Here is a 24,538-nt window from a genome sequence, read left to right on the forward strand (position 1 = left end):
AAAGAGTGCTTCCGAGACATAGTGGACCAAAGGTTGTGGCCGGCTCCGCACGTCACTCGGCGGGGTCGATCCCCACGCGCAGCAGTCCGTAGGTGAACGCGTCCTCCAGCGCCTGCCAGGAGGCGGCGATCACGTTCTCCCCGACGCCGACCGTCGACCACTCCGCGTTGCCGTCACTGGTGGTGATCAGGACGCGGGTCGTGGACTCCGTGCCGTGGCGGCCCTCCAGGATGCGGACCTTGTAGTCCACGAGCTCGAACTTGGCGAGCTGCGGGTAGATCCGCTCCAGCGCCACCCGCATGGCGCGGTCGAGTGCGTTGACCGGGCCGTTGCCCTCGGCGGTGGCGACGATCCGCTCGCCCTTGGCCCAGAGCTTCACGGTCGCCTCGTTGGCGTGGGTGCCGTCGGGCCGGTCCTCGACGATCGCGCGCCAGGACTCCGTACGGAAGTAGCGGCGGGGGCGGCCCTCGACCTCCTCGCGGAGCAGCAGCTCGAAGGAGGCGTCGGCCGCCTCGTAGGTGTAGCCGGAGAGCTCGCGCTCCTTGACGCGCTCGACGACGCGGGCGACCAGCGCGCGGTCGCCGCCCAGGTCGACGCCGAGCTCCTTGCCCTTCAGCTCGATGGAGGCGCGGCCGGCCATGTCGGAGACGAGCATCCGCATGGTGTTGCCGACGCGCTCGGGATCGATGTGCTGGTAGAGGTCCGGGTCGACCTTGATCGCGGAGGCGTGCAGGCCGGCCTTGTGGGCGAAGGCCGAGACGCCCACGTACGGCTGATGGGTGGAGGGCGTCAGATTGACGACCTCGGCGATGGCGTGCGAGATCCGGGTCATCTCGGCGAGCGCGCCCTCGGGCAGCACCCGCTTGTCGTACTTGAGCTCAAGGGCGGCGACCACGGGGAAGAGGTTGGCGTTGCCCACCCGCTCGCCGTAGCCGTTGGCGGTGCACTGGACGTGCGTGGCGCCCGCGTCGACGGCGGCGAGCGTGTTGGCGACGGCGCAGCCCGTGTCGTCCTGGGCGTGGATGCCGAGCCGGGCACCGGTGTCGGCGATGACGGTGGCGACGACGGCCTGGACCTGGGCGGGGAGCATGCCGCCGTTGGTGTCGCAGAGGATCACGACGTCGGCCCCGGCCTCGGAGGCGGCGCGGACCACGTCCTTGGCGTACTGCGGGTTGGCCTTGTAGCCGTCGAAGAAGTGCTCGCAGTCGACGAAGACGCGGCGGCCCTGGGACCGCAGGTAGGAGACGGTGTCGCGGACCATCTCCAGGTTCTCGTCCAGGGTGGTGCGCAGAGCCAGCTCGACGTGCCGGTCGTGCGACTTGGCGACCAGGGTGATCACGGGGGCGCCGGAGTCCAGGAGCGCCTTGACCTGCGGGTCCTCGGCGGCGTTGCCGCCGGCCCTGCGGGTCGCGCCGAACGCGACGAGCCGCGCGTTCTTGAACGTGATCTCCTGCTGCGCGCGGGCGAAGAACTCCGTGTCGCGGGGGTTGGCCCCGGGCCAGCCGCCCTCGATGAAGCCGACGCCGAAGTCGTCGAGGTGTCGCGCGATGGTCAGCTTGTCCGCGACGGTGAGGTTGATGCCTTCACGCTGCGCTCCGTCGCGCAGCGTCGTGTCGAAGACATGGAAGCTGTCGTCGAGGCGCGAGCTCTCGTCGGTCTCCGTGGTCATGGCTCTGATGGCTCCTGTCGGATGTGGCTCCGGAAGGTCTGGATCCACTTGCCCCCATTCTCACGCGCTGTCCGTTTCCGGCGGCGGTGGGGCCGGAAAACGAAAAAACCCCTCGCGGGTGCGAGAGGTCTGCGCGCGGGTCTGGGGCACGGTGTCCACTGCCGCGGGGGTGGAGTCGCGGTTCAGTGGCCACTGCGGACCGGCGCGCTGCTGCCGATAATCATGGTGGTAGCAAGCACGCCCGCAGTCTGCCACACCCCTGCCGTACGCGGGACGCGGGTCTCAGGATGTGGGCACCCGGTCGGCCGCCGGCCCCTCGGCCCGCGCGGGTGCGGAGGTGCCGACCCTGCCGAGGTCGATGTCCCTCGTCTCGCGCATCGTCAGGTAGACGACGAGGGAGACGGCGGCGCAGCCCGCCACGTACCAGTAGTAGCCGGACTCGGCACCCGCGTCCTTGAACCACAGCGCCACGTACTCGGCCGTGCCGCCGAAGAGCGCGTTGGCGACGGCGTACGGCAGGGCGACGCCCAGCGCGCGGATGCCGGTCGGGAAGAGCTCCGCCTTCACGCACGCGTTGATCGAGGTGTAGCCGGTGATGACGACCAGCGCGAGCAGCGAGAGACCGAGCGCGGGCCAGAAGGACCCGGCGTCCTGGAGCAGCGTCATGATCGGCACGGTCAGGAAGGTCGACCCCAGCGCGAAGGTGATCAGCAGCGGCCGCCGGCCGATCCGGTCGGAGAGCCGTCCCGCGAGGGGCTGCAGACAGGCGAAGACGATCAGCGCGCAGAAGGAGACCAGGGTCGCGGTCTGCTTCGGCAGCCCCGCCGAGTTCGAGAGGTACTTCGTGAGATAGGTGGTGTACGTGTAGTAGGCCACCGTCCCGCCCATGGTGAGGGCGACGACCAGGAACGCCTCCCGCCTGTGCGCCCACAGCGCCTTGAGCGTGCCCTTCTCGCCGCTCGCCACGCCCTCGTCGGCCGTCTCCTCGTACACCTCCGTCTCCAGCATGTTCCGCCGCAGGTAGAAGACGACGGCCGCGCCGAGGGCGCCGATGATGAACGGGATGCGCCAGCCCCAGCTGTGCAGCGCCTCGGCGGACATCGTGCGCTGGAGGACGATCTGCAGACCGAGGCCGAGGATCTGGCCGGCGGTCATCGAGACGTACTGGAAGCTGGAGGCGAAGCCGCGGTGCCGGGGCGCGGAGGCCTCCGTCAGGTAGGTCGCGCTCGCCGCGTACTCGCCGCCGACCGAGAGGCCCTGGAGGAGCCGGGCGATCAACAGGACCGCGGCGCCGCCGTAGCCGGCGACGGAGTACGTGGGCGCGATCGCGATCAGGACGGCCGAGGCGGACATCAGCGTCACGGTGAGCGTGAGCGCCGCCTTGCGGCCCTTGCGGTCGCCCACCCGGCCGAGGAGCCAGCCGCCGACGGGGCGCATGAAGAAGCCGACGGCGAAGATGCCGGCGGTGTTCATGAGCTTGGCGGTGTCATTGCCCTCGGGGAAGAACGCCCCCGCGAAGTACGTCGCGAAACTCGCGTACACGAACCAGTCGAACCACTCGACCATGTTGCCGGCCGAGCCGACCCAGATCTTCTTCCAGTGCTCTCGTCCCATGATCCGGAACCGTGCCGGAGGCGTCGGCCGGGTCACAAGGGTGTAGCCCGCAACGATCGGGAGTACTTACGTTCGTTACGTTCGCAGGATCAGGGTTTCGGCGACGAACTCCCGTACGTGCGCGATGACATGATCGCGGCCCGTGCCCGGGATGCCGACCGCGACATGGACGCTGAAGCCGTCGAGCAGGGCCCGCATCCGGGCCGCGTAGCGGTCGGGGTCGACGGGCCGGAACTCCCCGCGCGAGACGCCCTCGGCGATCAGGGCGACCAGGTCGCGGTGCCAGGCGCCCTCGATGGCGGCCTGCCGGGCGCGGGCGTCGTCGTCGGCGTTCTGGGAGCGGTTCCAGACCTCCAGCCAGAGGGTCCAGTGGGGGTCGCGGGGGCCGTCGGGGACGTAGACGTCGATGTACCCGTCGAGCCGCTCGCGTGCGGTCCCGGGCCGAGAGAGCAGCGCGCTGCGCTGGGCGCCGAGCCGCCCCTCGCTCCACTCCAGGGTCTGCAGCAGCAGTTCGTCCTTGGTGCGGAAGTAGTAGAGCAGGTGCCCACTGCTCATCCCGACCTCGCGCCCGAGGCCGGCCATGGTCAGCCCGTCGAGACCGCGCTCGGCGATGGTGTCCATGGCGGCGGCGAGAAGCTCCTCACGCGGAGGGGCGGCGTTGTTGCGTCGCCGGGGTCCGGCGGGACTGATGCGGGTCACTCGTCTGTTCTACCTCACCCCTGCGCCGGCGCTCCGGCCGATGGCCGCGGGCGGGCACGGCCGCAGGCCGTCGTGCCGCCCGCGGCCGTCGCCCGACGTGTCTCAGACCTTCGGCTGCTGCTGCGTGATGCAGTGGATGCCGCCGCCGCCCGCGAATATGGGGCGTGCGTCGACCAGCGTGACGATCCGGTCCGGGAAGAGCCGGCGGAAGATGCCCGCCGCGATCTCGTCGTTGGGGTCGTCGAAGCCGCACAGGACCACGCCGCCGTTGCAGAGGTAGTGGTTGATGTACGAGTAGTCCACCCAGTCGCCCTCCTCGTCCTTCAGGACGGTCGGGGCCGGGATCTCGACGACCTCCAGGAGGCGGCCCCGGGCGTCCGTCGCGCGGCTGAGGATGTCGACGTACATCCGCGAGCGCTCGTGGTCCGGGTGGGCCGGGTCCTGCTGGCTGTGCACGACCACGACACCCGGCTTGGCGAAGGCCGCGACGATGTCGACGTGGCCCTGGGTGCCGTACATGCCGTAGTCGCCGGCGAGGCCGTGCGGGAGCCAGATCGCCTTCGTGGTGCCGAGCTTCGCGTGGATCTCCGCCTCGACCTGCGCGCGGCTCCACTCGGGGTTGCGTCCGGAGCCGAGCTGGACGGTGTCGGTCAGCAGGACCGTTCCCTCACCGTCGACGTGGATCGCGCCGCCCTCGTTCACGAGCGTGCTGCTCAGCACCGGCACGTCGACGAGATCGGCGACATGGCGGGCGATCTTGGAGTCGTGCTCCCATCGGGCCCAGTCCTGCGCGCCCCAGCCGTTGAAGACCCAGTCGACGGCGGCCAGCTCGGTGCCGTTCGTGACGAAGGTCGGGCCGATGTCGCGCATCCACGCGTCGTCGAGCTCGCGCTCCACCAGGTCGACCGAGTCGCCGAGCAGGGCGCGCGCGGAGTCCAGCTGGCCGGGGCCGACCACCATCGTGACCGGCTCGAAGCGGCGTACGGCACGGGCCACGGAGGCCCACGCGGTGCGGGCCTCGGCCAGCTCCTCGTCGTCGGTGAACGTGGGGTTGGGGCCGGGCCAGGCCATCCAGGTGCGCTCGTGCGGGGCCCACTCGGGCGGCATGCGGAAGGTCTCGGAGGTCATGGGTCAGGTCCTAGAGGAAGTAGAGGCGGTTGAGGGAGACGGACTCGGCCGGCTCGGAGCGGAGCGGGTCGCCGTCCAGCGACACCAGGCCCGTCCGGCCGTCGACCTGGACATCCCCGACACGGGAGTTCAGGAGCAGGTTTCCGGGGCCGATGCCCCGCGTGTTGCGGACGGCGACCCGACGGCGCCTGGTCGGCATCAGGTCGGAGCCGAGATCGACGGCCGCCTGGGCCACGAAGGCCACCGAGATGTCCGCCGGCGCCGCCCCGTGGGCACCGAACAGCGGTCCCAGGAGCAGCGGTTCGCAGGTGTCGGTGGCCGCGTTCGGATCGCCCACCACCCCCCACGCGGGGAAGCCGTTCTTGATGACCATCTGCGGCTTGGCACCGAAGAACTCCGGACGCCACAGCACCACGTCGGCCATCTTCCCGACCTCGATCGAACCGATCTCATGGGCCAGGCCGTGGGCGATCGCCGGGTTGATGGTCAGCTTCGCCATGTACCGCAGCACACGCGCGTTGTCGTCGTGCGCCCCGTCACCCTCCAACGGGCCCAGCTCCGCCTTCATCTTCCCCGCCATGGCGAAGGTCCGGCGTACGGTCTCGCCGGCCCTCCCCATCCCCTGCGCGTCCGACGACGTGATACCGATCGCGCCCAGATCGTGCAGGACATCCTCCGCGCCCATCGTCCCCGCCCGGATCCGGTCCCGCGCCATCGCCGCGTCACCCGGCAGATCCGTCTTCAGGTCATGGACCGAGACGATCATCCCGTAGTGCTCCGCCACCGCATCCCGCCCGAACGGCAGCGTCGGATTCGTCGACGAACCGATCACGTTCGGCACGCCCGCCATCTTCAGCACGTTCGGCACGTGACCGCCGCCACAGCCCTCGATATGGAAGGCATGGATCGTCCGCCCGTCGAGCACCCGCAACGTGTCCTCGACCGAAAGGCACTCGTTCAGACCGTCACTGTGCAGGGCCACCTGCACATCGTGCTCCTCCGCCACCCGCAGCGCCGTGTCCAGCGCACGTGTATGCGCACCCATGTCCTCATGCACCTTGAACCCCGACGCCCCGCCCTCCGCCAGCGCCTCCACCAACGGCGCCGCATCCGACGACGAACCACGCGCCAGGAAACCGATGTTCACCGGCCACGCGTCGAACGCGCCGAAAGCGTGCCTGAGGGCCCATGGCGAGTTGACGCCAACCCCCCAGACAGGACCGAACTCCTGTCCGATGATGGTGGTCACACCCGAGGCGAGGGAGGCCTCCATGATGCGGGGGGACAGCAGGTGGACGTGGGTGTCCACGGCACCGGCGGTGGCGATGAGGCCCTCGCCGGAGACGATCGACGTTCCGGTGCCGACGACGACGTCGACGCCGTCGAGGGTGTCCGGGTTGCCCGCACGTCCGATGGCGTGGATCCGGCCTTCGCGTATACCGATCGACACCTTGCGGATGCCCTGAACGGCGTCGATCACCAGGACGTTGCTGATCACGACGTCGCAGGTCTCCCGGACCGCGGCCGCCTTGAGATGAATCCCGTCCCGGGCCGTCTTGCCGAAGCCGGCAAGGAACTCGTCCCCCGGCTTCTGCGAGTCGGACTCGACGCGGACGACGAGCCCGGAGTCCCCGAGGACGACCCGGTCGCCCGCGCGGGGTCCGTGCACCGACGCGTACTCGTACGGGTCCATCACGCCTCAACTCCCAGGTAGCCGCAGGCCGCGGCGCGCCGCAGGGCCTGTTCCTTCGCGCCGGGCGCGTCCAGCGGGCCGTCGACCAGCCCGGCGAAGCCGATGGCGACGCGCGCGCCGCCGATCGGCACGAGGCCGACCTCCGCGCCGCTGCCGGGATCGAAGCGGAACGACGCTCCGGCGGGGATCGCGAGCCGCATGCCGTAGGCGGCGGCCCGGTCGAAGTCGAGGCGCGGATTGGCCTCGAAGAAGTGGAAGTGCGAGGTCACGCTGACCGGAACAGTCGCCGTGTTGCGGACGCTCAGGGTCAGCGCGGGCGGCTCCTCGGCCTCCGTGGGGCCCGGCAGCAGCGCGCCCGGGGCGCTCTCACCCAGCGAGGGACCGCCGATCGGGTCGGAGACGACCGCGAGCCGCGAGCCGTCGTCGAAAACGGCCTCGACATGTACTTCGGTGACGACATCGGCCACGCCCGGCAGGACGTCGTCCGGTCCGAGCACGGACCGGGCGGCGGCGATCGCCTCGGCGAGCCGCCTGCCGTCGCGCGCCGCCTCGCAGACGGTGTCCGCGACGAGGGCCGTCGCCTCGGGCACGTTGAGCCGCAGGCCCCGTGCCCGGCGGGCCCGGGCGAGCTCCGCTGCGCCGAAGAGCAACAGCCGGTCTCGTTCCGTGGGGGTCAGTCGCACGTCCACACACCTCCTGTTTGAGCGACACTCTAAACGTTCGGCGCTTCGTAGCCAAGCATTGACGTACGCGTCGGTAGTGGGTCACATTGAGCGCCACTCTAAAATCTGTCCACCCGCTTGCCCCGCAGGGAGCCCCCATGCCGATCGAACAGCGCGGAGTCGACACCATCCCCGAAGCGGAACGCACCAGCGGTCCGCGAGACCTGTTGGCGATCCTCCTCGGCTCGAACCTCTGCCTCGGAGTGATCGTCTTCGGCTGGCTGCCGGTCTCCTTCGGCCTCGGGCTGTGGGCGTCGGTGACCTCCGTGGTCACCGGCACGCTCGTCGGCGTCGCCGTGACCGCCCCGCTCGCCCTCGTCTCGCTGCGCACCGCGACCAACCTCTCGACCTCCAGCGGCGCCTTCTTCGGCGTCCGCGGCCGGCTGGTCGGCTCGGTCGTGGGGCTGCTGCTCTCGCTCGGCTACACGGCGCTGACGCTGTGGATCGGCGGCGACGTGGTGGTCGGAACGCTCGCCCGGCTGACCGGCGTACCGACCGGGGACACCACGCACGCGGTGGTGTACGCGGTGCTCGCCGCCTGCACGGTCGTCTTCGCGGTCTTCGGCTACGGCCTGCTGCTCCGGCTCAGCAAGGGGCTCGCGATCGGCATGACCCTGCTGCTCGGCCTCGGACTCGTCGCCTACGCGGGCGACGTCACCGCGGCCCCGGTGCCCGACACCCCGTATCTGCTCGGCTCGTTCTGGCCGACCTGGGTGCTCTCGGCGGTGGCCGCCGGCCTCAGCGGCCCCGTCGCCTTCATCACCCTGCTCGGCGACTACACCCGCTACATATCCCCCGAGCGGTACAGCCCGAAGACCGTCTGGAGGACCACCTGTGTGGGTCTGGTCCTCGGCCTGCTGATCCCTCAGCTCTTCGGTACGTACACGGCGTTGGCGGCGCGCGGCGCACTGGACTACGCGGGCCCGCTCGTCGCGGCCTCCCCCGCCTGGTACGTGGTGCCGCTGCTCCTCGCGGCGACCGCCGGCACCGTCGGCAACGCGGGTCTGATGCTGTACTCGATGGGCCTGGACCTGGACGCGATCCTGCCCCGGGCGACCCGGGCGCGGGCGACGCTGGTGGTGGCGGCGGTGGCGACGGCCTTCGTCTTCCTCGGCCACTTCGCCTCGGACGCGCAGTCGGCGATGACGTCGTTCGTGCTGCTGCTGACGGCGATCGGTACGCCGTGGGCCGTGATCACGCTGATCGGTCACGCGCGCTGTCGTGGCGCGTACGACCCGGAGGCGCTCCAGGTGTACAACCGCCGGGCGCGGGGCGGCGCGTACTGGTTCTCGGCGGGCTGGCACCCGCGGGCCACGGCCTGCTGGGCGCTGGGCGCGACGGTGGGCCTCGCCTCGGTGTCGACCCCGCTGTACGAGGGGCCGCTGCTCACCCTGACGGGCGGAATCGACTGCAGCTTCGTGCTGTCGGGAGTGGTGGGCGGCGCGCTGTACGCGGCGCTGACGCCGCGGGCGGCCACGGCGCCGGCGGCCGAGCCCGACGTGGCCGTCTCCTGAGCGTGCCCCTGGGCAGAAAGCTGACCGCGCAGCGACCCCCGGGTGTGCCCAGCCGCTCCGGCCTGCGGAACGGCTGCCCACACCCGGGGAGGCTCGGTCAGCCCAGCTGGTGAGTCCAGCCGTGGACGTCCTCGGACCTGCCCGTCTGGATCGCGAGCAGCGCGTCGCGGAGCTTCATCGTGACCTCGCCGGGCTGGCCGCCCGACTGCTGCCACTCACCGCGCGCCGACTTCACGGTGCCGACGGGCGTGATGACGGCGGCCGTTCCGCAGGCGAAGACCTCGGTGAGCGAGCCGTTCTCGCTGTCGGCCTTCCACTGGTCGATGGAGACGCGGCCCTCCTCGGAGCTGTAGCCGAGGTCCTTGGCGAGCTGGAGGAGCGAGTCACGGGTGATGCCGGCGAGCAGGGAGCCCGTCAGCGTCGGGGTGACGATCCTGTCCCCGTACACGAAGTACAGGTTCATGCCGCCGAGCTCCTCGACCCACTTGTGCTCCACGGCGTCGAGGTACGCGACCTGGTCGCAGCCCTTCCCGGCCGCCTCGGCCTGCGCCAGCAGGGAGGCCGCGTAGTTGCCGCCGGTCTTGGCGTCGCCCACGCCGCCGGGGACGGCGCGGACGCGGTCCTCCGAGAGCCAGATCGAGACCGGCTTCACCCCACCGGGGAAGTACGGTCCGGCGGGCGAGGCGATGACACAGAAGAGGTACTCGTTCGCCGGCCGCACACCGAGACCGACCTCGGTCGCGATCATGAACGGACGCAGGTAGAGCGACTCCTCGCCGCCGTGCGCCGGAACCCATGCCTTGTCCTGCTGGACCAGGACGTCACAGGCCTCGATGAAGGTCTCGACGGGCAGCTCCGGCATGGCGAGCCGGTGGGCGGACGCCTGGAAGCGCCGGGCGTTGGCGTCGGGGCGGAAGGTGGCGACGGTGCCGTCGGGACGGCGGTACGCCTTCAGGCCCTCGAAGATCTCCTGGGCGTAGTGCAGGACGTTCGTGGCCGGGTCGAGCGAGAGCGGGCCGTACGGGACGAGCTGGCCGTCGTGCCAGCCGCGCCCCTCGGTCCAGCGGATGGTCACCATGTGGTCGGTGAAGTGGCGGCCGAATCCGGGGCTGGCCAGGATCGCCTCGCGCTCCGCGTCGGACAGCGGGCTGGAGGAGGGCTTGAGCTCGATCGTGGGCGTCGTCATGAGTGCTAGTCCTTCACCGGTTGTGTGTGACGGACCGCGCTCACGCCGCTATCAGTGCTCTGCTAGGACGTCCGAGCTCTACCGCATGCCGCGGCCCCACGTTCGATTATCGCCCGTGGGGACCGGTGCACGAAACGGTGTGTGGCGCGGTCCAGGGTTTGATGGTGGCACCCTGCGACCGCATAGGTACAGCCGCCGGGTGCTGGTGCGACCCGGCGGCTGTGTGCGTGGCTCGTCGGGTCAGCTCGCTACGCGTACCGCGAGCGCGTCGCCGATCTCGTCCGTCGTACGGACGGAGTCGCCCCGCTCGGTCAGGTCCGCCGCGACGGCGGCCTCGATGCGGGCGGCCTCGGACTCGTAGCCGAGGTGGCGCAGGAGGAGGGCGACGGAGAGCACGGTGGCCGTGGGGTCGGCCTTGCCCTGGCCCGCGATGTCCGGCGCGGAGCCGTGGACGGGCTCGAACATCGACGGGAACTCGCCGCTCGGGTTGATGTTGCCCGATGCGGCGACGCCGATGCCGCCGGAGACGGCCGCGGCCAGGTCGGTGATGATGTCGCCGAAGAGGTTGTCGGTGACGATCACGTCGAACCGCTCGGGCTGCGTGACGAGGAAGATCGTCGCCGCGTCCACGTGCAGGTAGTCGGTGGTGACCTCGGGGAACTCCTCGGCCACCTTGTTGAAGATGTTGGTCCAGAGGTGGCCCGCGTACGCCAGGACGTTGTTCTTGTGGACCAGCGTCAGCTTCTTGCGCGGGCGGGCCTGGGCGCGGGCGAAGGCGTCGCGGACGACGCGCTCGACACCGAAGGCCGTGTTGACGGAGACCTCGGTGGCGACCTCGTGCGGGGTACCGGTGCGGATCGAGCCGCCGTTGCCGGTGTACGGGCCCTCGGTGCCCTCGCGGACCACGATGAAGTCGATCTCGGGCTGGCCCTTGAGCGGGGTGGACACGCCCGGGAGCAGCTTCGAAGGACGCAGGTTGACGTGGTGGTCGAAGAGGAAGCGGAGCTTCAGCAGGAAGCCGCGCTCCAGCACGCCGGACGGGACCGAGGGGTCGCCGATCGCGCCGAGCAGGATCGCGTCGTGCTGCTTGAGGGCCTCGACGTCGGCGTCGGTGAGGGTCTCACCGGTCGCGTGATAGCGCTTGGCGCCGAAGTCGAACTCCTTCGTCTCCAGCTTCACGTCCTGCGGGAGCGCGGCAGCGAGGACCTTGAGGCCCTGGGCCACGACTTCCTGTCCGATGCCGTCGCCGGGAATGACTGCGAGATTGATGCTGTGAGACATGTCGGCACCCTACTCCTCGTCCCACCGTCTGACATTCGTAGTCCATCATGTGGACGCGGGCGTGTTCTCCGCAGGCAGGCGTCCGCGCTCGCCGGGAGCGGCGCGCGCGGCGACCGCCTCCGGGGCCGGACGTACGGCCCCGGCGTCGCGTCAGTGCCCGGTGGAGCCGCCGTTGTCACGGCGGTCGAGGGCGCGCTGGAGGGCGGCGGCGGCGTTCTTGCGGGCGTCGTCGCCGGCGGGGCGGACGACGGTGTGGCGGACACGGCGGGTGGTCTCAGCGGCCATGGGGGATCGACTCCTTGAGATCAGTGATGATCCGAGATCAGTGGTGATCGAAGGCGCCGGAAGGGGCGGGGAGCGGGCCCGCAGGGGTTGCCTGCACGGGGGCATCGCGCTCACGACCGCCATTCGCTGATGGAGCGAGACGTTCGGCTCCTACAAAGCTAGGACAGGCGGCCGCATCTGTCTCCACAATTACTCGGACTTCCTACTATCTGAGACGGCGCTCGCCTCACACCGACTGCCGGACGGCCCGCAGCTCCCGGACGAGCGCCCGCACCGCGAGGGATTTCGCCAGTTCAGGGGTGGTGACATAGCCGACGGTCCGGGTCGGTCGCTCCGGGCCGAGATCGGTGATCTCCACCGAGGGCGGTGCTCCGATCAGGGAGAGTTCCGGCATCACGGCCATGCCGAAACCACTGCTCACCATCGAGAGCACCGCTCCGTCGTCCTCGGCCTCCACGGTCGCCGCCGGCAGCCACTCCTGCTCCGCCCACCACCGCCGGGTGTAGGAGGTGCAGTTCTCCGCCCAGTCGACGAGCGGCAGCGAGCGCGGCGCCGGATGCCCGGCCGGGTGCACCAGCGCGTACGCCTCCTCGACCAGCACACCCCCGACGAGCCGCGGCGGTACGGGCGAGGTCGTCCCGATCGTCGCGATGCCGAGGTCCGCCCGCCCGTCCAGGACTTCGCCGGCCGTCCCTCGCCCCACCTCCCGGACGATCCGCACCTCCGGGACCACGTCGGGGCACCGGGCGGCGAGCCGCTCCAGGGCGCGTGGCAGCAGATGCAGGGCGGCGCTGCGGAAGGCGGCGATCCGCAGCGGTCCGGCGACGGTGCCGCTCTCGGCCCCGCGCACCTCCGCGGCCATCACGTCCAGGAGCCGCAGCACCCGCCGGGCATGGGCCAGGGCCCGCTCCCCGGCGGCGGTGGGCGTGGCGCCGGTCCGCCCCCGGTCGAAGAGGACCGCGCCGAGCTTGCGCTCACTGGTCCGCACGGAGTGGGAGACGGCGGACTGGGTCGTACCGAGCGCCCGGGCGGCGGCGGAGAAGCCACGCTCGCTCCCGACGGCGAGGAGGACGCGCAACTCGTGCGGCGCGAGGTCGGTCATCGGGGCTTCCACCTCGGAGTATGAGGAACTTCGATGGATCGGGGCGATCCATCGGAGCAACCTACTGCCCGGGCTCCGGATTCCCTCCTACGGTCTCCCCCATGACGCACAGCACCATGATCACCGTCCATCAGACCGCCCGCCCCGACGGTTTCCCCACCGCCGCCCACTTCGCCTTCGTGGAGGCACCGGTCCCCTCCCCGGCGCCCGGCACCGCGCTCGTCGAGAACCTCCTCTGGTCCGTGGACCCGTACCACCGCGAGGCGATGGACGGGGACTTCCTGTGGACGCTCGGCTCACCCATGGAGGGCCGCACCCTGGGCCGCGTCCTGGACTCCCGCACCCCCGCGCTCTCCGCCGGCGACCTGGTCCTGCACCGCAAGGGCTGGCGTACGCACTCCCTCGTCACACCCGGCGAGGTGCGCGCCGTCCCCGACTTCGAGGGCGTCCCGCTCACGGCGCATCTGAGCGTCCTGGGCGGCACCGGCCTCTCGGCGTACGTCGGCCTGACCCGGATCGCCCGGATCCAGCCGGGCGAGGACCTGTTCGTCTCGGCCGCCGCGGGCGGGGTCGGCACGGCGGCGGGCCGCTTCGCCCGACTGCTGGGCGCCGGGCGGCTCGTCGGCAGCGCGGGGTCGGCGCGGAAGGTCGCGTACCTGACGGAGGAGGCGGGCTTCGACGCGGCCTTCGACTACCACGACGGGCCGGTGGCGGAACTGCTCGCGAAGGCGGCGCCGGAGGGTCTGGACGCGGTGCTCGACGGGGTGGGCGGGGACCATCTGGAGGCGGCGATCGCCTCTCTGCGCGAGCACGGGCGGATCGCCTGGGTCGGTGCGGTCGCGCAGTACCACGCGCTCTCCGCTCCCCCGCCGGCCCCGCGCAACCTCTTCGACCTGGTGGAGAAGAGCATCCGCCTCGAGGGCTTCCTGGTCGCCCGTCATGCGGACGCGCAGCAGGAGCTGTACGACTTCGCCGTGCCGCATCTGCGGAGCGGGCGGCTGCCGGTGGACGTGACGGTGGTGGAGGGCTTCGAGCACATCGTGGACGCGTTCCTGGGGATGCTGCGCGGCGAGAACATCGGGAAGATGCTGGTGTCCCGATCCAGCTAGCATCACCAGCTAGGTTGCATTCCTATCTAGCTGGTGATGGAATGCAGCCATGGCCGCAGACCGCAGATCAAGTTGGCTCAAGGGCGTCCTGGACCTCCTCGTCCTCTCCTGCCTCACGGAGGGCGAGAACTACGGGTACGAGATCTCCAAGGCGCTCGCCGAGGCGGGGCTCGGGGAGATCAAGGGCGGGACCCTCTATCCCGTACTGAACCGGCTGGAGGAGGCCGGGCTGGTGGAGGCCGAGTTCCGGGCCGCGGAGCGGGGACCGGGGCGCCGCTACTACCGCCTCACCGAGCAGGGCCGGAGCCATCTCACCACCGAGAGCGGGGCGTGGCTGACCTTCCACACCGCCGTACAGACCATGCTGAAGACCGGGGGAACACGATGAACACCGAGCCGAGCGCGTACTTCGACGAGCTGACCGCCGCGCTGCGCGAGGCCGGCGTACCGGCGGAGCAGATCGCCTCCACCGTCGCCGAGCTGCGCGGTCACCTGGCCGACTCGGGCACGTCGCCGGAGGAGGAGTTCGGCCCTGCCACCGGCTTCGCGGCGCGGCTGGGCGGAACGGCGCCGGTGGCGGCCGAGCCCGCCGAGCAGGCCGAGACCTGGCTCTGGACGGCGGACATCTACAACGACCGGCGCCTGCTCGCCCTCCACGGCGACCAGGGCTGGGAGGTCGAAGGACTCGACACGCTCGGCCGGTTCATGTGCCGGCGCGTCCCCGGGGCCGCGCTGCGCTGGGAGTACCGCCGTGAGCTGATCAACGGGAAGCGGCGCGACGCGGTGCTGGACCGGCTGACACCGGAGGGGTGGGAGCTGTGCGGGGAGTGGATGCTCTTCGCCTACTTCAAGCGCCCGAAGGCGGCGAGCGAGGGGCCGGCAGCGGCTCTCGGCACGCTACCCGAACGGCCCGGCCGCTGGCTCTTCCTCAGCCGCAAGGGGAAGGCGCTGCTCGCGGTCTGGCTGCTCATGGTCCTCGCCGCCACCGTGGCGACCACGGTCGGCGCCTTCGGCCTGCCGCCCTACACGGCGCTCTTCGCCGCACTGTTCGGCACGGCCGGCGCGGCGATCGGCCTGCGCCGGGACGCCGCCAAGGGCTGTCAGGGCTGACCCCGACACCCCTCCTCTAACTATTAAACACTGATTGACAGGTTAGAGCCACGCCTGCTTCACTCTCACTGTCAACCAGTCAGGGCACATTGAGGGGTTAGAGATGACGTCTCCGCTGCAGCCGGTCCACCACCGCACCGTCACCGTCCGCGGCCACGAGATCCACTACCGGGAGGCCGGCCCCGCCGAGGCACCCGTCCTGCTCCTGCTGCACGGTTTCCCCACCAGCTCGCACATGTTCCGCGATCTGATCCCGCGGCTCGCCGACCGGTTCCGGCTGATCGCCCCCGACCATGTCGGCTTCGGCCGCAGCGCGGCGCCGTCGGCGGCCGAGTTCGACTACACCTTCGCCGAACTGGCCGCCGTCACAGTCGAGTTCACCGAAGCCCTCGGCCTGGACCGGTTCGCGCTCTACATCCAGGACTACGGCGCCCCCATCGGTCTGCGCCTCGCCCTCGCCCACCCCGGGCGCGTCACCGCGATCGTCACCCAGAACGGCAACGCGTACGAGGAGGGCCTCGGCGCCGAGGCCTGGGCACCGGTCCTCGCGATGATCGCCGGCCGGACCCCCGAGACCGAGGAGCCCGTACGCTCCATCCGCACGCTCGACGGCATCAGATGGCAGTACGAGACGGGCGTCCCGGCCGAGTTCCGCGACCTGCTCAGCCCCGACGCCTGGCACCACGACGCCGCCCTGATGGCCCGGGACGGGCAGGACGCGATCCAGCTCGACCTGATCGGCGACTACGGCTCCAACTTCGCCCTGTACCCCGCCTTCCAGGAGTACTTCCGCACCACGCAGGTCCCCCTGCTGGCCGTCTGGGGCGAGGGCGACGAGGTCTTCGTCCCGGCGGGCGCGAAGGCCTTCTTCGGCGACCTTCCCGACGCGGAGGTCCACCTCCTGCCGACGGGCCACTTCGCCCTGGAGACGCACGCGCCGCGGATCGCCGAGCTGATCGCGGACTTCCTCGCGCGGCGCGTACCCGTCAGGCCGTAGCCTTCTTCAGATCGCGGACCATCCGCTCCATCCAGTCGGTGAACTCCGCTCGACCGCGCGCCTCGTCCCCGCACATCGCCGCGACCTGTGCGTCGGTGATCCGGTCGGGTCCCGACACGGTCAGCAGCCGGTGCAGCTCCTTCATCAGGGACGTCATACGCACTGCGTCGAGGTGGTCGATCGCGTCGACCCCGTGCCCGGGGCCGAGCGTCGTCGAACCAGGCATGTCGTACCTCCTCGCCGAGCCCCCTCCCAGCAGCGTAAGCCCCCCGCATGAGAACCGCCCCCGTCCTGGTTTGGGGGTCCAGGAGGGGAGCGGTGTCAGGGGTGGGCCTCAGGGAGGCCCAGGGGGCGTCAGCCCATGTGGGGGTAGCCGTACTCGGTCGGCGGGACCAGCGTCTCCTTGATCGCGCGGGTCAGCGTCCAGCGCATCAGGTTCTGCGGGGCGCCCGCCTTGTCGTTCGTACCCGAGGCACGGCCGCCGCCGAAGGGCTGCTGGCCGACGACGGCACCGGTCGACTTGTCGTTGATGTAGAAGTTGCCCGCGGCGAAGCGGAGCTTCTCCATCGTGTACGCCGTGGCGGCACGGTCGCCGGAGATGACCGAGCCGGTCAGCGCGTAGTCCGAGGCCGACTCCATCTGGGTCAGCATCTCGTCGTACTTGTCGTCCTCGTAGACGTGGATCGCGAGGATCGGGCCGAAGTACTCGGTCGTGAAGACCTCGTTCTCCGGGTCGGTGCACTCGATGACGGTCGGGCGGACGAAGTAGCCCTCCGAGTCGTCGTACGTGCCACCGGCGACGATCGTGCAGGTCTCGTCGGCCTTCGCGCGGTCGATCGCGGCCTTGTTCTTGGCGAACGAACGCTCGTCGATGACGGCGCCGATGAAGTTCGTCAGGTCGGTGACGTCACCCATCTTGATGCCGTCGACCTCGGCCGCGAACTCCTCCTTGAAGCCCGAGTTCCAGAGGGAGGCCGGGACGTACGCACGCGAGGACGCGGAGCACTTCTGGCCCTGGAACTCGAAGGAGCCGCGGGTCAGCGCGGTCTTCAGGATCGCGCGGTCGGCGCTCGGGTGGGCGACGACGAAGTCCTTGCCGCCGGTCTCGCCGACGATCCGCGGGTAGGAGCGGTACGACTCGATGTTGTTGCCGACCGTCTTCCACAGGTGCTGGAAGGTCCTGGTCGAACCGGTGAAGTGGATGCCGGCCAGGTCGCGGTGGTTCAGGGCCACCTCGGAGACGGCGATGCCGTCGCCGGTCACCAGGTTGATGACGCCCTTCGGCAGACCGGCCTCCTCCAGGAGCTCCATGAGGAGCACGGCGGAGTGCGTCTGGGTCGGGGACGGCTTCCAGACCACCACGTTGCCCATAAGGGCGGGGGCGGTGGGCAGGTTGCCCGCGATGGCGGTGAAGTTGAAGGGCGTGATCGCGTAGACGAAGCCCTCGAGCGGGCGGTGGTCCAGGCGGTTCCACACTCCGGGCGAGTTCGCCGGCGGCTGCTCGGCCAGGATCTGGCGGGCGTACGCCACGTTGAAGCGCCAGAAGTCGACGAGCTCGCAGGGGGTGTCGATCTCGGCCTGCTGCGCGGTCTTGGACTGGCCCAGCATCGTGGAGGCGGCCAGCGTCTCGCGCCAGGGGCCGGCGAGCAGCTCGGCGGCGCGCAGGATGATCGCGGCGCGGTCGTCGAAGGACATCGCGCGCCAGGCCGGGGCAGCGGCCAGGGCGGCGTCGATGGCATCCTGGGCGTCCTGCTGCGTGGCACCGGCGAAGGTGCCGATGACGGACTTGTGGTTGTGCGGCTGCACGACGTCGACGCGCTCGCCGCCGCCCATGCGCTTGACGCCACCGATGGTCATCGGGAGGTCGCGCGGGTTGTCGGCCAGCTCCTTGAGCTTGGCCTCCAGGCGGGCGCGCTCGGGGGAACCGGGGGCGTAGCTGTGCACCGGCTCGTTGACCGGAGCGGGGACCTGGGTTACAGCGTCCATGAGTCTCGTAACTCCTTTTGAGGGGTGGGCTCAGCCCTTGGTGAGGATGGAGCGGACGAAGAAGAGGAGGTTGGCCGGCTTCTCCGCGAGGCGGCGCATGAAGTAGCCGTACCAGTCGGTGCCGTACGCGGTGTAGACACGCATGCGGTGTCCTTCGGCGGCGAGACGGTTCTGCTCCTCGCTGCGGATGCCGTACAGCATCTGGAACTCGTACTCGTCCAGCTTGCGCCCCGCACGGCGGGCGAGCTCCTGTCCGACGGAGATCAGACGGGGGTCGTGGGAGCCGATCATCGGGTAGCCCTCGCCCTCCATCAGGATCTTCATGATCCGGACGTAGGCCTTGTCGATCTCGGGCTTGTCCTGGATGGCGACGGAGGCGGGCTCCTTGTAGGCGCCCTTCACGATCCGGACGCGGGAGCCGTCGGCCGCGAGGCGGCGGGCGTCGTCCTCGGTGCGGAAGAGGTAGGCCTGGATGACGCAGCCGGTCTGCGGGAAGTCCTTCCGCAGCTCCTCGTGGATGGCGAACATCGAGTCGAGGGTGGTGTGGTCCTCGGCGTCCAGGGTGACCGTGGTGCCGATCTCGGCGGCGGCCGCGACGACGGGGCGGACGTTGGCGAGGGCGAGCTCGTGGCCGCCCTCCAGCGCCTGCCCGAACATCGACAGCTTGACGGACATCTCGGCGCGTTCGCCGAGGCCCAGCTCCTTGAGGCGGCCGATCAGCTCCAGGTAGGCGTCACGCGCGGCGTGGGACTGCTCGACGGTGGTGATGTCCTCACCGACGACGTCGAGGGTGACCTCCAGGCCGCGGCCCGTGATGTCCTGGACGATCGGGATGACGTGGTCGACCGTCTCACCGGCGATGAACCGGTCCACGACCTGCTTGGTCCCGGGGGCGGCCGACACGAAACGGCGCATCTTGTCGCTGCGGGACGCGGCGAGGATCACGGGACCCAGCACGGGGACCTCCAGAAGGGCAGGGTGACGAAGGGTGCCTACCCGAACTTTCGTAAGCAATCGGGAACAGCACGGAGAACCACCGTGAAACCTAAGGATCGCTCCGATCCTCTGCCATCGACAGCTGTCACGCATCCGTGCGCGGCATCTCATACAAATGTCTGAAGGGGTGCGAGAATGGCGCCGTGAAGGGCGATTACCAAGAACTGGTGGACGAGATCTCCGCGCTTCTGGGAGCGCCGGCGACGCTGGAGAACCGTGACTTCGGGCTGATCGCCTTCGGCGCCCACGACAGCGACGACGACGCGGCCATGGACCCGGTCCGGACGCGCTCGATCCTGACGCGGAAGTCGACCCCGGCGGTCCGCGCCTGGTTCGAGGGCTTCGGCATCACCCGGGCGACGGGCCCGGTCCGCATCCCGGCCGCCCCGGACGCCGGGGTGTTCCGGGACCGGATCTGTCTTCCCGTACGGCATCGGGGCGTCGTCCTCGGGTACGTCTGGCTGCTGGACGCCGAGCCCCATCCCACGCATGCCCAGCTCACGGCGGCCATGGAGGTCGCCACCCGGATCGGCGGCCTGCTCGCGGACGAGGAGCGAGCGGGCTCGGACCTCTCGCGCGAGCTGCGGGCGGCCCTGACGGCGGAGCGCGGCTGGCAGTACGACATGGCGCTCACGGCGCTGCGCACGGCCCTGGGCCCGGCCGCGGACGGGCTGCACGCGATGGTGTGCGTGGCGCCCTGGCCGGGCGAGGACAGCCCGTCACCCCGCACGGTCCCGGCCGCCGCGGCGCTCTGCACCGTGCCGTGGCACCTCCCGGCGGGCCCTGCGGGGCGCGGCGCGGGCACGGAGCCGGGCGGAGGCAGGGAGGCGCACGGAGGCCGGGCCGCGGGCGCAGGCAGGGAGGCGCGCGGAGGCCGGGCCACGGGCGGGGGCGCGCAGGCGCGCGGCGGCCAGGAGGCGGAGGGTATGGCCTCGGGGCTCGGCGGCGAGGGTGTCTGGGCGCTCGGCGTACTCGTGCGGCTGCGGGCCGCGGACAACCTCGCGCCCGCCGCCTCCGCCGCCGGGCGACTGCGGGACACCGCGGGCGCCGGGGCCGTCGCCGGCGTCGCGCTCCCACGCCGGGGGCTCGCCGACCTGGACACCGCCTGGCGCGAGGCCTCGGCGGGCGCGCGGGCGGCGACGGCCCAGCCGGCGCTCGGGCCGCTCGCCGAATGGTCCGCGATCGGGCCGTACCGGCTGCTCACCGCGCTCCCCCGGACCGACCCGGACCCCGCGGTCCGCGCCCTGCTCACGGCCGCGCACAGCGAACTGGCCCACACCGCCGAGGTGTTCCTCGATCACGCGGGCCAGGCGGGCCGCACGGCCGCAGCGCTCGGCATCCACCGTCAGACGCTCTACTACCGCCTCTCGCGCGTCGAGCAGCTGACGGGCCTCGACCTGGACGCGGGCGAGGACCGCCTGCTGCTCCACATGGCACTCAAGGCGGCGAAGCTGTAGTCACCTTTCGACTTTCCCTCCCCCGGGGATTTCTCTCGACTACAGGCGGGAGGACTTCGTCTCGGCCCCGGAGCGCCACGACCTGCTGTTCGACCTGGTGGGGAACCGGTCGCTGGCCGAGTGCAGACGTGCCCTGACCCCCACCGGGAGGCTCGTCCTGTCCGGCGGGGGCGTCTTCGAAGGGGGCATCCTGCTCGGTCCGATGGCCCTGCTCATGCAGGGGAAGGTGATGTCACGCTTCGTGACCCAGCGACTGGTCCTGCTCTCGGCCGCTCCCGGCAGGGAGAGACTCGCGGCCCTGCGGGACCTCGTCGAGCGGGGCAGGGTCACGCCGGTGATCGACCGGACCTATCCGCTGAGCGAGGCGGCCGAGGCCATCAGGTACCTGGAGGCCGAGCACGCGCGCGCCAAGGTCGTCGTCAGTTCCCCTCCCCCATCAGCACCTTGAGCCCTTCGGTCAGGTCGTCGGCCGTGGGAGCCGTCTCCGGGTCCACCATCCACTGGATCATCACGCCCGTCGCCAGGGCCTGACAGAGCAGCCCCGCGACCCGGGCCTTCTCCGGGTCGGCCTCCGGGTCCAGGCCGAGGAACATCTCGGCCATCCCCAGCCGGCCCTCGCGCTGGGGGTCCTTGATGGCCTCGCGGAGCTTCTCGTCGTCGTCGAGGCGGGTGACGACCTCGGTCTGGAGCTTCCAGACCGGGCGGCTGGCGTCGGCGGCGGCGATGACCTGATCCCAGACGGCGTGGAAGCGCTCGTACGGGTCGGCGGGGAGCGTCGTGCCGTCCTCACCGCTCCCGGCCGTGCCCACCCGGTTGCCCCACTCCTCGGTGAGCGCGAGGAACGCCTGCTGGAGCAGGGCCTCCTTGGAGCCGTAGTGGTAGCCGATGGAGGCCAGGTTGGTGCCCGAGGCGGCGACGATGTCGCGGGCCGTGGTGCGGGCGTACCCCTTCTCCAGGAGGCAGCGCTTGGCGCCGTCCAGCAGGTCTTCCTTGTGTCCCATGACAGCACTGTACCCGGCGGCTAGACAATCGTGTAAGACGATCGTCTAGCACACCGGGTACGGGTGTCTGCGCGGGTCCGGGCCTGCCCCGGACCGGGATCAGACCAGGTTGACCGAGCGGGCCGACGCCGCGCCGATCTCCTCCGAGATCTCCGCGAGCACCGCCGGCGGGACGGTGTCGTCCACGGTGAGCACGACGAGCGCCTCGCCGCCCTCCTCCGCGCGCGCCACCTGCATGCCCGCGATGTTCAGACCGGCCTCGCCGAGGATGCGGCCCACGGTGCCGACGATGCCCGGGCGGTCCTCGTAGCGCAGGACCACCATGTGGTCGGCGAGCGCCACGTCCACGTCGTAGTCGCCGACGGCGACGATCTTCTGGAGGTGCTTGGGGCCCGCCAGCGTGCCGGAGACCGCGACCTCCTCGCCGCTCGACAGCGTGCCGCGCACGGTGACCACGTTGCGGTGATCGGGCGACTCGCTGGAAGTCGTCAGACGGACCTCGACACCGCGCTCCTGCGCGAACAGCGGGGCGTTGACGTACGAGACGGTCTCGTCGACGACGTCCTCGAACACGCCCTTGAGCGCGGAGAGTTCGAGCACCTTGACGTCGTGCTGGGTGATCTCGCCGTACACCTCGACGTCGAGCCGCGCCGCGACCTCGCCCGCGAGCGCGGTGAAGATCCGGCCGAGCTTCTCGGCGAGCGGCAGACCCGGCTTGACGTCCTCGGCGATGACACCGCCCTGGACGTTGACCGCGTCCGGGACCAGCTCGCCGGCGAGCGCGAGGCGCACCGAACGGGCGACCGCGATACCTGCCTTCTCCTGGGCCTCGTCCGTGGACGCGCCGAGGTGCGGGGTGCAGACGACCTGGTCGAGCTCGAAGAGCGGGGAGTCCGTGCAGGGCTCCTTCGCGTACACGTCGAGACCCGCGCCGGCGACCCGGCCCTCCTTGAGGGCCGAGTACAGCGCCTCCTCGTCCACGATCCCGCCGCGCGCGGCGTTGACGATGCGGACGGACGGCTTGACCTTGTGCAGGGCCTCGTCGCCGATGAGACCGAGGGTCTCGGGAGTCTTCGGCAGGTGGACGGTGATGAAGTCGGCGACCTCCAGGAGCTCGTCCAGGGCCAGCAGCTTCACCCCCATCTGCGCGGCGCGGGCGGGCTGCACGTAGGGGTCGTACGCGACGATCTTCATGCCGAACGCGGACATCCGCTGGGCGACCAGGACACCGATACGGCCGAGGCCGACGACGCCGAGGGTCTTCTCGCTGAGCTCGACACCCGTGTACTTCGAGCGCTTCCACTCGCCGTTCTTCAGCGCGGTGTTGGCCTGCGGGATGTTGCGCGCGGTGGCGACGAGCAGACCGCACGCGAGTTCGGCGGCGGTGACGATGTTGGAGGTCGGGGCGTTCACGACCATCACGCCGGCCTTGGTGGCGGCGGAGACGTCGACGTTGTCCAGGCCGACACCGGCCCGGGCCACGACCCGGAGCTTGTTCGCGGCGGCGATGGCCTCCGCGTCGACCTTGGTGGCGGAGCGGACCAGGATCGCGTCCACGTCGGCGATGGCGGGGAGAAGCTCGGCGCGGTCCGCGCCGTTGCAGTGCCGGATCTCGAAGTCCGGGCCCAGTGCGTCGACGGTGGCGGGCGACAGCTCTTCAGCGATGAGTACGACGGGTTTCGAGCTCACGTGAGTCCTCACAGATCCAGTGCGGACGGCCGTCCCGACGGCCGCAGGCGGTGGAGGGGGCTTGCCGCGTGAAAGCGCACGACGCTGTGGGCCTGAACGCGAATGTTGTTGAGCAGTGTAGTGGTGCGTCGGCGCCGATCATGCGCCTCGTTGGAAGGATCACCCGTCCGTGGTTGGACGGCCTGTCCAACGGTCCGGCGCGGGGCCGGACGGTGTGTCCGGCCCCGCGCCCGAAGGCTTACGCCTCCTCGTCGTTCACCCAGCTCATGAGCTTGCGCAGCTCCTTGCCGGTGGTCTCCAGGAGGTGCTTCTCGTCCTGGGTCTTGTACTCGTTGTACTTCTTCAGACCGCCGTGGTACTCGTCCATCCAGTTCTGGGCGAAGGTGCCGTCCTGGATCTCCGCGAGGACCTGCTTCATCTCGGCCTTGGTGGCGTCGGTGATGATGCGCGGGCCGGTGATGTAGTCGCCCCACTCGGCCGTCTCGGAGACGGACCAGCGCATCTTCTCCAGGCCGCCCTCGTACATGAGGTCGACGATGAGCTTCAGCTCGTGCAGGCACTCGAAGTAGGCGATCTCCGGCTGGTAGCCGGCCTCGACCAGGGTCTCGAAGCCCGCCTTGACGAGGGCGCTGGCGCCACCGCACAGGACGGCCTGCTCACCGAACAGGTCGGTCTCGGTCTCCTCGGTGAAGGTCGTCTTGATGACACCCGCACGCGTGCCGCCGATGGCCTTGGCGTAGGAGAGCGCCAGGGCGAAGGCGCTGCCCGTCGCGTCCTGCTCGACCGCGGCGATCGCGGGGACGCCGCGGCCTTCCTCGTACTGGCGGCGGACCAGGTGGCCCGGGCCCTTCGGGGCGACGAGCGCGACGTCGACGCCGGCCGGGGGCTTGATGAAGCCGAAGCGGACGTTGAAGCCGTGCGCGAAGAAGAGGGCCTTGCCGTCCTTCAGGTTCGGCGCGATGGACTCCTCGTAGACCTTGGCCTGGATCGGGTCCGGGATGAGGATCATGATGACGTCGGCCTCGGCGGCGGCCTCGGCGGGCGTCACCACGCGCAGGCCCTGCTCCTCGGCCTTGGCCTTGGACTTGGAGCCCTCGTGCAGACCGACACGGACGTCGACACCCGAGTCACGGAGCGACAGCGCGTGGGCGTGGCCCTGGCTGCCGTAACCGATCACCGCGACCTTGCGGCCCTGGATGATGGACAGGTCGGCATCGTCGTCGTAGAACAGCTCGGCCACTGGGATTCTCCTTGGTGTGCTGGTGTTGCGTCCCACCGTACGGCGGGCGGGGGAAGGGAA

At 70.7% G+C, this 24,538-nt stretch carries 23 protein-coding genes; 7 read left to right on the forward strand and 16 right to left on the reverse strand.

Features of this window, described 5'->3' with window-relative positions; translation table 11 throughout:
- Window positions 1-52 precede the first annotated feature (52 nt).
- The 6 genes from cimA to ureA all read right to left on the reverse strand — a co-directional run bounded on the left by cimA (window position 53) and on the right by ureA (window position 7,486).
- Window positions 53-1,669, reverse strand: a complete 1,617-nt coding sequence (gene cimA / locus ACF1G2_RS12790; protein ID WP_391798284.1) for a citramalate synthase — start codon at window positions 1,667-1,669, stop codon at window positions 53-55.
- Window positions 1,670-1,951: 282 nt separating this feature from the next.
- Entirely contained in the window at window positions 1,952-3,283 is a 1,332-nt protein-coding gene (locus tag ACF1G2_RS12795; protein WP_391798285.1) for an MFS transporter, read from the reverse strand.
- A gap of 75 nt (window positions 3,284-3,358) precedes the next feature.
- A complete protein-coding gene (locus ACF1G2_RS12800) occupies window positions 3,359-3,973 on the reverse strand; it encodes a TetR/AcrR family transcriptional regulator (protein ID WP_391798565.1) in 615 nt (204 codons plus the stop codon).
- A 111-nt stretch (window positions 3,974-4,084) separates the two neighbouring features.
- Entirely contained in the window at window positions 4,085-5,110 is a 1,026-nt protein-coding gene (locus tag ACF1G2_RS12805; protein ID WP_391798286.1) for an agmatine/peptidylarginine deiminase, read from the reverse strand.
- Window positions 5,111-5,120: 10 nt separating this feature from the next.
- Window positions 5,121-6,803: an urease subunit alpha gene (locus ACF1G2_RS12810; RefSeq protein ID WP_391798566.1), complete on the reverse strand. Its 1,683-nt coding sequence runs from the start codon at window positions 6,801-6,803 to the stop codon at window positions 5,121-5,123.
- Window positions 6,803-7,486 (reverse strand): urease subunit gamma, encoded by a 684-nt coding sequence (ureA, locus tag ACF1G2_RS12815; RefSeq protein WP_391798287.1) that lies wholly within the window; start codon window positions 7,484-7,486, stop codon window positions 6,803-6,805. The genes ACF1G2_RS12810 and ureA overlap by 1 nt, the downstream gene beginning before the upstream one ends.
- A 137-nt stretch (window positions 7,487-7,623) precedes the next feature.
- On the opposite strand from ureA, the gene ACF1G2_RS12820 reads away from it, so the two are divergent.
- Complete coding sequence (locus ACF1G2_RS12820; RefSeq protein ID WP_391798288.1) at window positions 7,624-9,039, forward strand: cytosine permease; 1,416 nt, start codon at window positions 7,624-7,626, stop codon at window positions 9,037-9,039.
- A 97-nt stretch (window positions 9,040-9,136) separates the two neighbouring features.
- On the opposite strand, the gene ACF1G2_RS12825 is transcribed toward ACF1G2_RS12820, so the two are convergent.
- The 4 genes from ACF1G2_RS12825 to ACF1G2_RS12840 form a co-directional block, all read right to left on the reverse strand.
- Entirely contained in the window at window positions 9,137-10,225 is a 1,089-nt protein-coding gene (locus ACF1G2_RS12825) for a branched-chain amino acid aminotransferase (protein WP_391798289.1), read from the reverse strand.
- A 240-nt stretch (window positions 10,226-10,465) separates the two neighbouring features.
- Window positions 10,466-11,506, reverse strand: coding sequence for a 3-isopropylmalate dehydrogenase (locus ACF1G2_RS12830; protein ID WP_391798290.1), 1,041 nt, complete (start codon window positions 11,504-11,506; stop codon window positions 10,466-10,468).
- A gap of 150 nt (window positions 11,507-11,656) precedes the next feature.
- The gene (locus ACF1G2_RS12835) at window positions 11,657-11,791 is read right to left on the reverse strand and encodes a hypothetical protein (protein ID WP_391798291.1); all 135 of its coding nucleotides are present in this window, start codon (window positions 11,789-11,791) and stop codon (window positions 11,657-11,659) included.
- 226 nt (window positions 11,792-12,017) lie between these two features.
- On the reverse strand, window positions 12,018-12,893 hold the full coding sequence (locus ACF1G2_RS12840) for a LysR family transcriptional regulator (RefSeq protein WP_391798292.1): 876 nt from the start codon (window positions 12,891-12,893) through the stop codon (window positions 12,018-12,020).
- Window positions 12,894-12,994: 101 nt separating this feature from the next.
- Between ACF1G2_RS12840 and ACF1G2_RS12845 the strand changes: the two genes are divergently transcribed.
- The 4 genes from ACF1G2_RS12845 (at window position 12,995) to ACF1G2_RS12860 (ending at window position 16,109) form a co-directional block, all read left to right on the forward strand.
- Complete coding sequence (locus tag ACF1G2_RS12845) at window positions 12,995-14,002, forward strand: zinc-binding dehydrogenase (protein ID WP_391798293.1); 1,008 nt, start codon at window positions 12,995-12,997, stop codon at window positions 14,000-14,002.
- 49 nt (window positions 14,003-14,051) lie between these two features.
- Window positions 14,052-14,390, forward strand: coding sequence for a PadR family transcriptional regulator (locus ACF1G2_RS12850; protein WP_383290812.1), 339 nt, complete (start codon window positions 14,052-14,054; stop codon window positions 14,388-14,390).
- Entirely contained in the window at window positions 14,387-15,112 is a 726-nt protein-coding gene (locus ACF1G2_RS12855; RefSeq protein WP_391798294.1) for a hypothetical protein, read from the forward strand. Before ACF1G2_RS12850 ends, ACF1G2_RS12855 begins: the two co-directional genes overlap by 4 nt.
- Window positions 15,113-15,215: 103 nt before the next feature.
- Window positions 15,216-16,109, forward strand: a complete 894-nt coding sequence (locus ACF1G2_RS12860; protein ID WP_391798295.1) for an alpha/beta fold hydrolase — start codon at window positions 15,216-15,218, stop codon at window positions 16,107-16,109.
- Here ACF1G2_RS12860 and ACF1G2_RS12865 read toward each other — a convergent pair.
- From ACF1G2_RS12865 to ACF1G2_RS12875, 3 genes are all read right to left on the reverse strand, one after another.
- Window positions 16,099-16,335: a hypothetical protein gene (locus ACF1G2_RS12865; RefSeq protein ID WP_391798296.1), complete on the reverse strand. Its 237-nt coding sequence runs from the start codon at window positions 16,333-16,335 to the stop codon at window positions 16,099-16,101. The two genes, ACF1G2_RS12860 and ACF1G2_RS12865, sit on opposite strands and share 11 nt — an antisense overlap.
- A 128-nt stretch (window positions 16,336-16,463) precedes the next feature.
- Window positions 16,464-18,095 (reverse strand): L-glutamate gamma-semialdehyde dehydrogenase, encoded by a 1,632-nt coding sequence (gene pruA / locus ACF1G2_RS12870; protein ID WP_391798297.1) that lies wholly within the window; start codon window positions 18,093-18,095, stop codon window positions 16,464-16,466.
- 30 nt (window positions 18,096-18,125) lie between these two features.
- Entirely contained in the window at window positions 18,126-19,052 is a 927-nt protein-coding gene (locus ACF1G2_RS12875) for a proline dehydrogenase family protein (protein ID WP_391798298.1), read from the reverse strand.
- Window positions 19,053-19,234: 182 nt separating this feature from the next.
- Here ACF1G2_RS12875 and ACF1G2_RS12880 point away from each other — a divergent pair, with 182 nt between their 5' ends.
- Window positions 19,235-20,548 (forward strand): PucR family transcriptional regulator, encoded by a 1,314-nt coding sequence (locus ACF1G2_RS12880; RefSeq protein ID WP_391798299.1) that lies wholly within the window; start codon window positions 19,235-19,237, stop codon window positions 20,546-20,548.
- Between the two features lie 28 nt (window positions 20,549-20,576).
- The gene (locus ACF1G2_RS12885; protein ID WP_391798567.1) at window positions 20,577-20,996 is read left to right on the forward strand and encodes a zinc-binding dehydrogenase; all 420 of its coding nucleotides are present in this window, start codon (window positions 20,577-20,579) and stop codon (window positions 20,994-20,996) included.
- Here the strand turns inward: ACF1G2_RS12885 and ACF1G2_RS12890 are convergent.
- The 3 genes from ACF1G2_RS12890 to ilvC form a co-directional block, all read right to left on the reverse strand.
- Entirely contained in the window at window positions 20,968-21,549 is a 582-nt protein-coding gene (locus ACF1G2_RS12890; protein WP_391798300.1) for a TetR/AcrR family transcriptional regulator, read from the reverse strand. The genes ACF1G2_RS12885 and ACF1G2_RS12890 overlap by 29 nt on opposite strands.
- 99 nt (window positions 21,550-21,648) lie before the next feature.
- Window positions 21,649-23,238 carry a phosphoglycerate dehydrogenase gene (gene serA / locus ACF1G2_RS12895; protein ID WP_391798301.1) on the reverse strand — a complete coding sequence of 530 codons (1,590 nt, stop codon included), beginning with the start codon at window positions 23,236-23,238 and terminating at the stop codon, window positions 21,649-21,651.
- A 238-nt stretch (window positions 23,239-23,476) separates the two neighbouring features.
- A complete protein-coding gene (gene ilvC, locus ACF1G2_RS12900) occupies window positions 23,477-24,478 on the reverse strand; it encodes a ketol-acid reductoisomerase (RefSeq protein WP_391798302.1) in 1,002 nt (333 codons plus the stop codon).
- Window positions 24,479-24,538: the final 60 nt, after the last annotated feature.

This window comes from Streptomyces sp. NPDC013457 (genome assembly GCF_043089925.1).
GTDB lineage: Bacteria > Actinomycetota > Actinomycetes > Streptomycetales > Streptomycetaceae > Streptomyces.

What these genes read in the sequence shown, in the direction of transcription:
- ACF1G2_RS12835 (WP_391798291.1), bottom strand. Translation starts at nt 11,791, where the DNA reads ATGGCCGCTGAGACCACCCGCCGTGTCCGCCACACCGTCGTCCGCCCC.
- ACF1G2_RS12865 (WP_391798296.1), bottom strand. Translation starts at nt 16,335, where the DNA reads ATGCCTGGTTCGACGACGCTCGGCCCCGGGCACGGGGTCGACGCGATC.
- ACF1G2_RS12820 (WP_391798288.1), top strand. Translation starts at nt 7,624, where the DNA reads ATGCCGATCGAACAGCGCGGAGTCGACACCATCCCCGAAGCGGAACGC.
- pruA (WP_391798297.1), bottom strand. Translation starts at nt 18,095, where the DNA reads ATGGACGCTGTAACCCAGGTCCCCGCTCCGGTCAACGAGCCGGTGCAC.
- ACF1G2_RS12805 (WP_391798286.1), bottom strand. Translation starts at nt 5,110, where the DNA reads ATGACCTCCGAGACCTTCCGCATGCCGCCCGAGTGGGCCCCGCACGAG.
- ACF1G2_RS12850 (WP_383290812.1), top strand. Translation starts at nt 14,052, where the DNA reads ATGGCCGCAGACCGCAGATCAAGTTGGCTCAAGGGCGTCCTGGACCTC.
- ACF1G2_RS12845 (WP_391798293.1), top strand. Translation starts at nt 12,995, where the DNA reads ATGACGCACAGCACCATGATCACCGTCCATCAGACCGCCCGCCCCGAC.
- ACF1G2_RS12840 (WP_391798292.1), bottom strand. Translation starts at nt 12,893, where the DNA reads ATGACCGACCTCGCGCCGCACGAGTTGCGCGTCCTCCTCGCCGTCGGG.
- cimA (WP_391798284.1), bottom strand. Translation starts at nt 1,669, where the DNA reads ATGACCACGGAGACCGACGAGAGCTCGCGCCTCGACGACAGCTTCCAT.
- ACF1G2_RS12860 (WP_391798295.1), top strand. Translation starts at nt 15,216, where the DNA reads ATGACGTCTCCGCTGCAGCCGGTCCACCACCGCACCGTCACCGTCCGC.
- ACF1G2_RS12825 (WP_391798289.1), bottom strand. Translation starts at nt 10,225, where the DNA reads ATGACGACGCCCACGATCGAGCTCAAGCCCTCCTCCAGCCCGCTGTCC.
- ACF1G2_RS12830 (WP_391798290.1), bottom strand. Translation starts at nt 11,506, where the DNA reads ATGTCTCACAGCATCAATCTCGCAGTCATTCCCGGCGACGGCATCGGA.
- ACF1G2_RS12795 (WP_391798285.1), bottom strand. Translation starts at nt 3,283, where the DNA reads ATGGGACGAGAGCACTGGAAGAAGATCTGGGTCGGCTCGGCCGGCAAC.
- ACF1G2_RS12810 (WP_391798566.1), bottom strand. Translation starts at nt 6,803, where the DNA reads ATGGACCCGTACGAGTACGCGTCGGTGCACGGACCCCGCGCGGGCGAC.
- ACF1G2_RS12890 (WP_391798300.1), bottom strand. Translation starts at nt 21,549, where the DNA reads ATGGGACACAAGGAAGACCTGCTGGACGGCGCCAAGCGCTGCCTCCTG.
- ACF1G2_RS12855 (WP_391798294.1), top strand. Translation starts at nt 14,387, where the DNA reads ATGAACACCGAGCCGAGCGCGTACTTCGACGAGCTGACCGCCGCGCTG.